General features: G+C 44.5%; 13 protein-coding genes. 10 read left to right on the forward strand and 3 right to left on the reverse strand.

Features of this window, described 5'->3' with window-relative positions:
• Position 1: 1 nt before the first annotated feature.
• Together pylB and pylS are read right to left on the reverse strand one after the other, a co-directional pair.
• A complete protein-coding gene (gene pylB, locus E7X57_RS03920; RefSeq protein ID WP_371413157.1) occupies positions 2-1,054 on the reverse strand; it encodes a methylornithine synthase PylB in 1,053 nt (350 codons plus the stop codon).
• A 10-nt stretch (positions 1,055-1,064) separates the two neighbouring features.
• On the reverse strand, positions 1,065-2,306 hold the full coding sequence (pylS, locus tag E7X57_RS03925; protein ID WP_135610773.1) for a pyrrolysine--tRNA(Pyl) ligase: 1,242 nt from the start codon (positions 2,304-2,306) through the stop codon (positions 1,065-1,067).
• 512 nt (positions 2,307-2,818) lie between these two features.
• Here pylS and cobD (E7X57_RS03930) point away from each other — a divergent pair.
• The 9 genes from cobD (E7X57_RS03930) (at position 2,819) to E7X57_RS03970 (ending at position 11,018) form a co-directional block, all read left to right on the forward strand.
• Positions 2,819-4,315: a threonine-phosphate decarboxylase CobD gene (cobD, locus tag E7X57_RS03930; RefSeq protein WP_210409029.1), complete on the forward strand. Its 1,497-nt coding sequence runs from the start codon at positions 2,819-2,821 to the stop codon at positions 4,313-4,315.
• Positions 4,316-4,378: 63 nt separating this feature from the next.
• On the forward strand, positions 4,379-4,984 hold the full coding sequence (locus E7X57_RS03935; protein WP_135610775.1) for an NTP transferase domain-containing protein: 606 nt from the start codon (positions 4,379-4,381) through the stop codon (positions 4,982-4,984).
• A 175-nt stretch (positions 4,985-5,159) separates the two neighbouring features.
• Positions 5,160-6,656: a threonine-phosphate decarboxylase CobD gene (gene cobD / locus E7X57_RS03940; RefSeq protein ID WP_135610777.1), complete on the forward strand. Its 1,497-nt coding sequence runs from the start codon at positions 5,160-5,162 to the stop codon at positions 6,654-6,656.
• A complete protein-coding gene (locus E7X57_RS03945) occupies positions 6,653-7,648 on the forward strand; it encodes a cobalamin biosynthesis protein (protein WP_135610779.1) in 996 nt (331 codons plus the stop codon). The genes cobD (E7X57_RS03940) and E7X57_RS03945 overlap by 4 nt, the downstream gene beginning before the upstream one ends.
• A 22-nt stretch (positions 7,649-7,670) precedes the next feature.
• Positions 7,671-8,258, forward strand: a complete 588-nt coding sequence (gene cobZ / locus E7X57_RS03950) for an alpha-ribazole phosphatase CobZ (RefSeq protein WP_135610781.1) — start codon at positions 7,671-7,673, stop codon at positions 8,256-8,258.
• On the forward strand, positions 8,255-9,070 hold the full coding sequence (gene cobS, locus E7X57_RS03955; protein ID WP_135610784.1) for an adenosylcobinamide-GDP ribazoletransferase: 816 nt from the start codon (positions 8,255-8,257) through the stop codon (positions 9,068-9,070). Before cobZ ends, cobS begins: the two co-directional genes overlap by 4 nt.
• Positions 9,055-9,663 carry an NTP transferase domain-containing protein gene (locus E7X57_RS03960; RefSeq protein WP_135610786.1) on the forward strand — a complete coding sequence of 203 codons (609 nt, stop codon included), beginning with the start codon at positions 9,055-9,057 and terminating at the stop codon, positions 9,661-9,663. Before cobS ends, E7X57_RS03960 begins: the two co-directional genes overlap by 16 nt.
• A 27-nt stretch (positions 9,664-9,690) precedes the next feature.
• The gene (locus E7X57_RS03965; RefSeq protein ID WP_135610788.1) at positions 9,691-10,059 is read left to right on the forward strand and encodes a hypothetical protein; all 369 of its coding nucleotides are present in this window, start codon (positions 9,691-9,693) and stop codon (positions 10,057-10,059) included.
• A 227-nt stretch (positions 10,060-10,286) separates the two neighbouring features.
• On the forward strand, positions 10,287-11,018 hold the full coding sequence (locus tag E7X57_RS03970) for an ATPase domain-containing protein (RefSeq protein WP_135610790.1): 732 nt from the start codon (positions 10,287-10,289) through the stop codon (positions 11,016-11,018).
• 146 nt (positions 11,019-11,164) lie between these two features.
• Here E7X57_RS03970 and E7X57_RS03975 read toward each other — a convergent pair whose 3' ends face one another.
• Entirely contained in the window at positions 11,165-11,848 is a 684-nt protein-coding gene (locus E7X57_RS03975) for a DUF5591 domain-containing protein (RefSeq protein WP_135610792.1), read from the reverse strand.
• A 112-nt stretch (positions 11,849-11,960) separates the two neighbouring features.
• Here E7X57_RS03975 and E7X57_RS03980 point away from each other — a divergent pair, with 112 nt between their 5' ends.
• Positions 11,961-12,335, forward strand: a complete 375-nt coding sequence (locus E7X57_RS03980) for a helix-turn-helix domain-containing protein (RefSeq protein ID WP_135610795.1) — start codon at positions 11,961-11,963, stop codon at positions 12,333-12,335.
• Positions 12,336-12,347 lie beyond the last annotated feature (12 nt).

A 12,347-nucleotide genomic window follows, 5' to 3' on the forward strand; every position in this document is an offset into this window, starting at 1 on the left:
CCTATCGCCCCAACAACTTCTCGAACTCGCTTTGTTCTGCGGGCTCCATACCCATTGTTTTCAGTCTGGCGATAACGCTCTTAACGTCCCTGTCCCTCTCGGCATGTTCCCTGTCGTAGTTAACGACACCTTCAAGGGATGAGTTAGAAGATATTATGGAAGTGACAACGTTTGCTCCTGCATTGAGCCTGTGGACCATTCCATCGATCCCTTCAAGGTCAAGTGATGCCGGAATAAGCTTGTCCGGGTAGAGGAGGCGGAGTATTGAGATGATCTTGAGCTCCGATGAACTGTCCTTTATTTCCTTTCCTTCCAGTGGTGTTCCCTGCTGTGGGAGGAATGTCATCACACGTACCATATCCGGATTGGATGTTGCTAATCCTCTTAATGATATGATCGTGGATTCAATATCCGGCTCGACTTCTGTCAGGATGCCATCTTCAACACAATAGCCGATCCTTTTAGCATGATTCCTTGAATTGATCCTGCCTTCAAATGATTGCTCGACCCTTAGTTGCTTGTACAGTTCCATGTCATAGGTTTCCTGATACAGGGCAAGGAAGTTGGCACCGTTGTCCCTGAGCATTTCAAGGGTATCGTTGTCAACAACTCCCGGGGAGACCATGATGGGTTTTCCCACCTCTTCCTTTACGGTCCTGACAAATTCTGCCAGTCGTTCAGGTTTGTTGTGGAAGTATGGGTCTTCTCCCATTGTGAGGTCGACCATGTGTACATCTTCGGTCTTGATCACCTGGCAGATCTTCCTGATGTCCTCCGTGCTAAGACGGTACCTCTCAATATCATTTGCATTCCTATAGTAACAGAATGTGCATTTGTTCTTGCAGTATGTAGAAAAGTAGACAAAGCTGTACATGAACACCTTATTTCCGAAGAAATGGTCCCTGATGTGTCGTGCAACATAGTGCAGCTTTTCAATTTCACCAGGGCTTTCAGTTTCAAGAAGTCTCCTGATGTCGTCATCGGACAACTGTGACCCGTCTATGATCTGCTCTGCATAGTTGTCAAGGTCTTCATTATCCATGTTATTAAACAAGATGTTCACCTCACAGATTAGTATTGATCCCGTTGTAGTACAATTCAGACCTGCTTGCACGGCGTATGTTGGTGTAGTCATGCTTTACCTTAAGCAATCTTTCCAATCCGAAACCTGCTCCGATCCATGGTTTGTCAACTCCCCATTCCCTGTCAAGCGGAATAGGTCCGACAACTGCTGAGGAAAGTTCCAGGTCACCATGCATAATGTCTATGGTGTCTCCATAGACCATGCAGTCATCTGCTTCTATCTGATATTCTATGCCCAGGTACTCGAGGAATTCGCTGATGGTACCTTCAAGGTTTTCCCTTGTGCAGTTGGATCCCATCTGGCAGAAGTTCAACATCGTGAACTCTTCCAGGTGCCTGCTGCCATCGGATTCCTTGCGGTAGCAGGGTCCAATCTCGAATATCCTTATGGGGTCAGGGAGTACTTTGTCCAGCTTTCGCAGGTAATTGTACAGGCAGGGTGCCAGCATTGGTCGCAGGCACATGTTGTCTCCCACACGGAATATCTGCTTGTAGAGGTGATCGTCCTTATCGATTCCCATTCTTTCAACATACTCAAATGGTATCATTATCGGGGACTTGATCTCAAGGAAGCCTCTTTCCACGAAGAACTCGGTTATCGTCCTTTCAAGTTTACCAAGACGATCTTCCCTGTCCTCTTCATACATCGATATGAGGTCTTGACGGCGTCTTTGGATCAGTTCCTTTTCCAGTTCCCTGAATTCTGGTAATTCGCCTTGGACCGGTATCTTGTCACCAGGTGCCATCAATGTCTTCAGCCTCTCGATCTGGGAAGGTGAATATTTCACTTCCGGCTTGTTGTTTTCTTTTGCTCCATTGTTCTCAGGTTTAGCAGGGGCTGCTTCACTTGAGGTTGTCGGAGTTGGTGTAGAAACTGAAACGGATTTAACAACAGCTTGTTTTGGCTTCCTGGGAGTCGGCTTCTTTGTGGAGAACACACTAACGGTCTGTCCTCTCTCTTTGAAGGTCTTTTTGACAAAACGATTGATCTGTTCGTCACTTGGACGACAGCGTTTGCAAGGCTTGCGGTACTTATTGTTCCGGAGTGATCTTGCAGAACGGCTGGATCTGGAATTTCTTACTGTAAACCGTGCCCCACACTCGGTTTCAATATGAATGTGATTCCTTGTGATATCAAAGTCTCTTATCCCATGAAGTAATCCGCTTCGCGATAGCCAGACTCCGTTGAGCCCGACCAGAACATCCAGTAATTGCTTTTCCATAGGCCTATGCTCCTATTGCGAAGTACTTCATATTATCATCATCCTTTACTTACACCGATGCTTTTCACATCGAGGTGCTAATATGTTTTAATGGAAAGCCATGTCCATCTGGCGGAAACTCCGGGAATCTAACCCGGCTGAACGGATTTAGAGTCCGTTCGATCTACATGATCAAGTCTCCATGTTGTGTATGACAAATGTTTATGGATACTCTGGCTTTCCTTACATATTCGTGGTGAACATCTGGTGGATATAATACCTAATGACACCACTGATACACTCTCATTGCTGGGTTCCATATTTAACAATTTCGGATTAATTGTTTTTTCTGCAATTCATATCTGTGAATACTTGCAGTTGGTCAATTTTAGTAATGGTATGGTATGTTTGCTATAGATGCCGTTTCTCTTCGGAAAATAAACTGCTCGAAAATACAAGGTCGAAGTTCCTAAAGAAAAGTTTACATAAATTAATATAGCTTTTGTTCCTATCATAGGACGATTAACGTGACGATGAATCTGGAAGATGAAAGAAGCTTGCCTCTCAAAAAACATATCGTAGGTCTTGTGCCCGCATCACATGGTGGTCTTGTGCGAAAAGCATCACAGGAATACGGGGTATCTGAGTCGGATATCATAGATATGAGCGCAAGCCTGAACCCTTTAGGCAGCCCATTCGATCATCCGGAATACGGTCTTGACCTGTCTTCTCTCTTTGCCGCTTCGAAGCCGGGAATGTATCACTATCCTGATAACCGTTATCTTAAGTACAAAGAAGCTGCCGCATCTTTTTTGGATGGTGGGATATGTGCCGCGAACATAGTTCCCGGAAATGGTTCCTGCGAAACCATACGTCTTGTTGCAGAGTGTATGCTTGATACAGATGATATTGTAGGCATACCACAGCCAACTTTTGATGAGTATGAGCAGCAGTGCAGGATAATGGGTGCGAACATCCGTTACTTTGAGCATGAAGGCCTGATGGATATTTCAGATGAGGCATTGCATGAAGTAAAGATCCTCTTTGTCTGTAATCCTAACAATCCTACTGGTAAATTGATCTCTCGGGACGATATCCTTGACCTTGCTAAGCGTTGTGAGGCAAACGGTACTCTTCTGTTCGTCGACGAAGCTTTCATCGAACTTGCTGACCCTTCACAAAGCGTGGCGGATGTAGCTGCGACAAATGATCATATTTTTGTACTTCGTTCCCTGACCAAGAACTTTGCAATACCTGGCATCCGTCTGGGATTTGGTGTTGCATCTGAGAAGATGGCGCTTGCATTGAATACTGCAAGACTTTCATGGAACCTTGGTTCAGTTCCTGATGTTGTGGGTACGGCCCTTCTGGAGATGGAAGGCGGATGTTACAGTAAATACCTTGAAAGATCTCGCAGTTTTATTGAACAGGAGAGGGACTACCTTGTAGAGCGTCTTTCGGGGATCTATGGTTTTAAACCCCTTCCAAGCACTGTGAACTATGTTCTTGTTGACATAAGTCAACTTTTGATGGACTCTGTTGAACTCACAGAACGGCTTGCATCCCATGGTATCCTTGTAAGGGATTGCAGTTCTTTCTATTTGCTGGACAATGATTTCATCAGGATCGCAGTTCGCTCCCGGGATGAGACCGATCGTCTGATCCGGGCTATTGGAGATGTTCTGACCGAGTCAGGAAAGGATTATGCCGAGGAGAAATTAAAGCAGACTATAGAGTGTGCGGCATCCGGTGAACCTGCATCCCGAAATACCTGTGAGTATTATCCATGTCACTTCCAGGGGCAGGACTGCACTTTCTGCTTCTGTCCATTTTACCCTTGCGAGAATCTCCGCACAGGAGGGCGGTGGATAGACAGTACTACTGGTGGTAAGGTCTGGAGCTGTGAGGGTTGCACTATAATGCACCGGAAAGAAGTTGTGCAGGACGTTCTGAAGATTCTCATGCGTGATATTGAGACAGAGGATAACCTGAAAGTAGCCTGGGAAAAAGTAATGGTTCCCAATCTTTGATTGGTTGTTCATGCTCTCTTAAAAGAGCGTGTTTTCCGATCGCCTGTAATATGGAGAATTGAAATGGATGCTATCATTATGGCAGGTGGCCTGGCGCAGAGGTTAGGTATGGAGGAGAAAGCATGTGTCATGCTCATGGATAGGCCACTCATCAATTATCTTCTTGATTCCCTTCTTGGTGCAATGCATATTGACCGGGTATTCGTTCAGGTGTCTCCGTATTCTCCGGATACTGAACAATGTGTGAAAAATTCCTTCCAGGGCAGGGTTTCAATTCTCAGGACCTCGGGAGACAATTATGTAGGTGATATGGTAAATGCCGTAAAGGATTCCGGGAGCACCGGTCCTGTGATGGTGTTGATGCCGGATCTCCCACTGGTCACATCGGAGCATATAGATATGATGGTAAAAGCCTATGATGAATTTGGCTTCCCTGCCATGTCCGTCTACGCTCCCATTGGTCTGTATCGTGAACTTGGGTTAAGGCCGGGTACCGTTTTCAACAAAAAAGGTGAAATGCTTGTTCCTGTGGGGATCAATATCCTTGATTCAGTAACTATAGATGTGGAACAGGAAGATACTGATTACCTTGTTGATATTCCTGAAATTGCGATCAGTGTCGATTCCGTGGAAAGTCTTCACAAATGTGAAGAAATGTTGTTGAGATGAATGCTTGTTGTGGTTGAATCAAACCAAACTGATTAGCTTCTCTTTATTTTTCCCTTGTTTTACTTCCGAAATTTGTTGGTTACAGCATCGGTTTTAATTCAATCTCATATTCCCTTAAAGAAACCTAAATTGAATAACTTAATATATTTGCTGTTCTTTACATTATTCGATAAGCGTGTCGCACAAAAAACAAATCCCTCTTAAAGATCATGTTGTAGAACTAGCCTGTCCTGCTCACGGTGGCCTTATTCGTGAGATGGCTGACCGTTATGGCATTCCTGAATCGGATATGCTGGACCTGAGCGCCAGCCTTAATCCTCTGGGGAGCCCTTTTGATCATCCTTCAGGCGGCCTTGACCTTGATGATGTCATGGAACGGGCAGCGCAAAGATTTACCCAGTATCCGGATAATCGCTATCTTGAATATCGTTCTGCAGCGGTTAATTTACTTGGAAACGGACTTTCTGCTGATAATATTGTTCCAGGCAATGGTTCCTGCGAGATCATAAGGCTCGTAGCAGAAGCAGTGCTGGACCATGATGATATTGTTCTCATACCCCACCCCACTTTCGCAGAGTATGAGCAGCAATGCAAAGTTGCCGGGGCAGATGTACGCTACATAAAACAGGAAGACGTCATGGGGCTTTCGGATACTGTCCTTGAAAGTGCAAAGCTGCTTTTTGTATGCAACCCAAACAACCCGTCCGGTGAATTGCGCAATAGGGATGATCTTCTGGACCTTGCGAAAAGGTGCGAATTGAATCACACACTTCTGTTCGTCGACGAAGCTTTCATTGAACTTGCCGATGATCCGTCCCAGAGCATTGCTGATATGGTTGAAAATAATGATCATCTGTTCATACTTCGCTCGCTGACCAAGGATTTTGCAATTCCAGGGGTACGTATTGGTTTTGGTGTGGCTTCAAAAAGAATGGCAGAAGCATTTAATACTGCAAGACTTTCATGGAACCTTGGTTCTATCCCCGAGGAGATCGGTGTAGCATTGATGAACATGGAAGGTGGATGTGACAGTCCTTATCTTGTTCAGTCCCGTGAAGCCATAAAGAAGGACAGGGAATATCTCATAGAACGTATCTCAAGGATACGCAAGTTCGTCCCGATAGACACAAAGGTCAATTTCATTCTTGTAGACATACGCGATTCGGCATTTGATTCGACCGAACTGACCGAACGTCTTGCTTCACATGGAGTGCTTATCAGGAACTGCAGTTCATTCCCTTTTATGGGAACTGATTATGTCAGGGTAGCTGTCAGACCTAAGGAGGAGACTGACCGGCTTTCACGTGCAATAGGAAAGGTTGTAGTTGAAAAAGCACGGGAGAATGCAAGATCTGATCTTATCTGTATGCTTGAGGGCGGAGATGCAAAACCACATGGTCCTAACACCGATTGTTCATACTATCCGTGTCATCATTTCCCCGGACAGGACTGTACATTCTGTTTCTGTCCGTTCTATAAATGTGAGGATGAACGAACCGGTGGCAAATGGGTGGACCGTTCAAGTGGTGGTAAGGTATGGAGCTGTGAGGACTGTGTAGTAGTACACCAGAAGGACGTGGTGGAACAGGTACTCAATGAGCTCTCATACAAAGGCAATATGGATGACAAATTGAAAAAAGCATGGACTAAGGTCGTGGAGCCTCTCCTATGATAGAACCGTTCCTTCCGGGTACTGACCATCTAATATCGGTACTTCTTCTTGCAACTGTATTTGACCTGTTGATAGGGGAACCTCCAACAGCTCTGCATCCGGTGGTCTGGATAGGCAATCTGATCGGCTTCTTCAAAAGATCAGCACCTGCTACACACAGAAAGCTCTATGGTGTGGTGTTCGCCCTTGTCGTTATACTCTTCGCATCATCTATCGGCTACGCTGTACTATTGGTTGCAAACCTCTCGATACTACCTGGTTTTGTGGTACTTCTTGTCGAAGCTTATTTCCTCAAGTCCACCTTTGCCATACGCCGCCTTATAGAGGCTGGCATCGAGGTCAATACTGAACTGGTAAAAGGTGATCTGCCTTCTGCACGCAAGAAGTTGTCCATGTATGTAAGCAGAGATACTTCACAGTTAAGCGAAGGTCAGGTATCCTCATCTGTGATCGAGACCTGCTCTGAGAACTTTGTGGATGGTATCTTGAGTCCGCTGTTCTATTATGCAATCCTCGGCCCTTATGGACTAATAGGTGCATACGTGTTCAAGGCAGTGAGCACCCTCGATTCAATGGTGGGCTACATGGATGAGAAACACAGGGACCTTGGGTACTTCTCAGCAAAGACCGACGATGTCCTCAACTGGATACCTGCACGTATTTGTGTTATTTACATTACTCTTGGATCTGTCCTTGCAGGAATGATCTCAAAAGAAAAGAAACTTGACCATGGCGGTGCGATCAGGTGTGCTACCAGCGACTGCCGCTCCTGCTCATCACCAAATTCAGGTTATCCCATGGCTTCTATGGCCGGTGTGCTTGGTGTGCGCCTGGAGAAACCGAATACCTATGTGATCGGCAAGGACTTCTCAATGCCTGTAGCAGAAGATATAAAACAAGCATCGGTGGTAATTGCTGCAGCCTCGATACTTGCAGTGATCTCGTTTGCAGTTTTAATCTATCTAATTTCAGTTATAATCAACTACATATAATCATACCATGTGAGTGATCATTATGAAACTTTCAGATATAGACTCTCAGGACCTGAAAAAGGACCAGCCAAAAGAACTGGATGGTGATATCAACTACGATATCATTGACATACTGGAGGAAGAAGGTATAACCGTGGATATGCTTGTGGATACTGCTCTTGAGCTTTATGCTCCGCATCCCGGTCTGGAGACCCGGGAGATTGCAGAAGAGCGTTTCAGGAAGGAGCTTGATATCGCTGTATCTGATGCCAACCTTTGCCTTTTGATCTATTCCGGCATCCTTCTGGAAAGGGATGGCGAGAAAGGTAAGCTGCCAAATATCAGTAGAAGTTCTTATGAGAAAGATCTTACATTCATCATCGCTGATGAGGTCATCGGAATGAGCATTGCCAAGTATATCAGTGGTGATAAAGGCATGTTCGAGTTTGTGAGGTTCGATAAACAAAAACCCGGTATCCTCTCTAAGTTAGGTCCATTCATGGACGATGTCATCGGTGGTCTTATCGGTGGGGTTTCAGCTAACATGTATACAAGGGGTATGGCTGAAGCTGCTGAAACTGAAAAAAAGTCACGTAAAAATAAAGATGTAAGTGGTGTGATAGCAGCATGAACAATTTTTTGCTCGCTCTTAAGACAAGTTTTGGATTCCTTTCCACTATACCTGTGGGTATTACAATGGAAGGATTGGATGAGCTGGTAAAGCGTAGCTATCTACAGACAATTGCAGGTGTGGTCCTTGGTCTTATGATCGGGGCCTTTGCTTTTATTACTGAGACCGTGATGCCGGACCAGATCAGTGCAGTTCTTATTATGGTATTTATCTACTATCTTACAGGGCTGAACCATCTCGATGGACTGGGTGATTTTGGTGATGGGGCTACTGCTCATGGTTCACTTGAAAAGAAGATAAAAGCGCTCAAGGATGTTGCCCTTGGTATCGGGGGGGTGGGTTATACAGTTCTTGCATTGCTTGCTCTGTATGCATCAATTTCTGCTCTTCAGGCTGAACTCATATTCTTCTCTGACAATGCTGCGTTAATGCTTGCAGTCTCACTGCTTGTCGCGGAGATCGGTGCCAAGCAGGCTATGCTTACGGTTGCTGCATTTGGGAAACCCATCCACGAAGGTCTTGGTTCCATGATAATCAACAGTACGACCTTCCCGAGATATGTGGTGTCGTTCATACTTGGTCTTGTAGCAAGTGTACTGGCTTTCGGTTCTATCGGTGTTATTGGATACCTGGCGGCCATAATGACTGCATTTGTTATTATTAACATCTCAAACCGTCATTTCAAAGGTGTGAACGGGGATTGTATCGGAACTGCCAACGAGATCGCACGTGTCATTGTACTGATCGCAATAACTCTTATGGTGATCGCTATCAATAATGGAAATGGAGGATTGTTTTGGACGTTGTTATAATGGCAGGTGGTCAGGGACTTCGACTTGGTATGGGTGAGAAACCATGCGTCGAACTTCTTGGCAAACCTCTCATAAGTTACGTGATCGATTCTCTGGAAAAGGCTTCGCACATCGAACGCATATTCGTAGCAGTGTCTCCTTCAACGCCCGCTACTGAAGAGCTTGTAAGGGAGCAGTATGGTGACCCCATACAGGCTGTCAATACAGCAGGTGATAACTATGTTGGGGATATGGTCTATGCTGTGGAGAGTTCCGGTATAGATGGCCCTGTGATGATCATAATGTCTGATCTTCCTCTTGTGACGCCGGAACTTCTGGATTCTATCATTGATGCTTATGAATCGTGTGGAAAGGCTTCCATGTCGGTCTTCATCCCGCTTTCTCTTTGCAGTGAGGTTGGTATAAGACCCGACACAGTCTTCAATTGGAGCGGAAAACTAATTGTACCTGCTGGCATCAATATTCTTGATGGGAAGCACATCAATGAGGAGCAGGATTATCATAATTACATGCTTGAAGACCCTGAGATAGCGTTGAACATAAATACAGCGGAAGATCTGAAACGCTGCAAAGACATCCTCGAAAAGAGATGATACTTCTAATATTCAAGGAGCTTAAATATGGTTGAATTTGCAATTCTGGGTGATAAAAAATATTCCATGCAAACAGTAAGGATAGTTACGGGCGATAATGCTGCTGGTACTGACATTCATAATATTCCGGAAGAGCAGCTTCTTCTGTGTGAGGCAATAGATGATCCGTACCTTCTCCCTTTCCTTCTGGAGAAGTTCTATATGATGGAGATCAAGGATGCAGAGCAGTTCAGATTATGTCTTATAAGGGTGCAGGTCGATTCGGATATGCGCCTTAATGAGGATATCCAGAAACATCAGCATCGTGGATATGTTTCCCGAACGATAGAGAAGTTGATGTATCGTGATATTTTCCTTGAGGTCGTAAGGGAAGAGGATGTCAGTATTGAGGGCTGAATTGATGGGCGAAAGATGGTCGAATTGATAGTTTAATTCTGATCATCGGTGTGGAAAATAAATCATTTTTTATATCATAACAAGGCATACTGGTATAGATAACACAGATACCAATGGGTGCTTGTCTATATGAGTAGTGGGAAGAAGTATTCATTATGTTCTGTCAGAATCTCAAGATTCTATTTTAAAAATATCTACATGATCTAACTATATTATCAGGTGTAAAGATGGCTGATGAAGTAACTCAAGAAAGGGTTAGCACGGGAATTCGTGGATTGGATGAAATGTTACGTGGGGGCTTCTTCAAAGGGACTGCTAATGTTGTCTCAGGAAAGTCCGGTACCGGAAAAACTATCTTTGGAACCCAATTCCTGCTGGAAGGTATTGAAAAAGGCGAAACTGTGATGTGCATCATCACATCCGAGGAATCCAAGTCTCTTGTACGTGAAATGCAAGCATCATTCGGATGGGATCTCGATTCCATGGTCGCAGAAGGCAAGCTGGTATTTGTAGACATCACAGACCCAAGCCTTCGTCTCCAGAAGAGTGTGGAGATCGCTCCGACAGAGCTTATCAAGAGCTTCAAGAAACTGGTGGAAAGCAAGATCGAGGAAACAAAACCTGATCGTGTATTCATCGATTCCATTGAAGCAATGTTCCTCGCAATTGAGTCCAACTACAAGCTGCGCACATTGATCGATGATATCTTTGGTATCTTCAGGAAACGTGATGTTACAGCTCTCGTAACCGTTGGTGTTATGTTCGGACTGGATGAGATGGTGGAATATGGTGCAGATGCTGTTGTCAAACTGGGTCGCGAGATCATAGGAAGCAACCTTCAGCGTACCATCTATGTAATGAAGCTCAGAGGTTCAGGCACCATCAACGAGGTTAGGGTGCTCAATATTTCTGACAGTGGTATGGCTGTGCTTGCTCAGTCACCATATCTTGAAAAATAATATTAACGTATAAATGAAAAGGTGCCTTTCAGGTACCTTCCTTTTTTACTTTTAATTATACTTCGTTTGTTTTTTGTTCGCAGTCGCACTTATTCGATTTTTATTTAATTATCCAATATGTGATCTGCTCTATTTGTCAGAAGTAATTACAAAAGATACCAGTCCATATCGTTAGTTGAGTGGTCATCATGAACTCCCACGGTACGTTCCGGAATATCCAGTGTATCTGTGATGGAGTCTGAAAAATCCTGAAGATACTGGCGCTGACTGAGACTTCCGTACTTAAAACGCTTATTTGGGTTCGCGACCTCTTCCATAGTCTTCCTGTCAGGAACAATGACAACGTCAATGTTGGTAATTTCAACTGCTTTCTCCATGGCTGTCCTGAAATCGCCGATACAATATGCTATTCGGTGCTTGTAATTATCGCGTGTTCTTTCCAGATACTTTGCAAGCCTCTCGCTTTCCATTTTAATAAAGTCACGCTTTATTTTAGCGACATTGCACTTTCCCATCATGAACTTATAATCAGTAAAAGGGTACTCTGTGTCGATCTCGCGCGGTGTGATCCCACAGGTGCCAAATACTACAACATGTGCATCCTCTTGTTCGAGTATGCCGAAGATAATGCGGTCATACATCTTGTGTGAGGGGCTGGTATGATATGGTTTCCTCATGGCACAGGGTACAAAGATACAAAAATCCCGTGTAGGGGGCTGGTATTCGGAAAGTACCCATTCATTTGCACGTATCATGTCTGGGTGGTATATCAGGCGTTCTGTGTCCAGCGGTTCACTTGAACGTTCATCTTCAGGAATTATAGTTGTCAAGATGTGAGGATTCTGATAAACTATATATATAATTAACGACGTGAATATTATGGTTTTGTATAAACTGTACAAGAGTGCTTTCTAAGTATCAGTAAATAATAAGTGGTGAATAATGACAGCATCAATTCGGGAAATGTTAAGGGCTAACTGTGAATGTGACGATGTGGCAAAGTGTATCTTAGGTTTAAAGGCACTTGATATGGATGCATACAAATGCTTGCTTGCCAATGGACCCATGACCGCTGAAAGTCTGGGAGAACATCTTAACAGGGAGCGAAGTACTGCATACCGCTCATTACAGAACCTTATCTCATGCGGACTTGTCTATCGTGAGACCAAGACCATCGATATTGGTGGCTACTTTTATGAATATGTGGCTGTTGATCCTAAGAGGGTCAAGGAAATGCTCAAGGAAAATGTCGAACAGTGGTATGAGAAGGTCAGCGGCCTGATCGAGAATATCGATGAAGAACTCCTTGGGAACTAACCGGTTCTTACA

The organism is Methanococcoides sp. AM1 (genome assembly GCF_900774055.1).
Lineage (GTDB): Archaea > Halobacteriota > Methanosarcinia > Methanosarcinales > Methanosarcinaceae > Methanococcoides.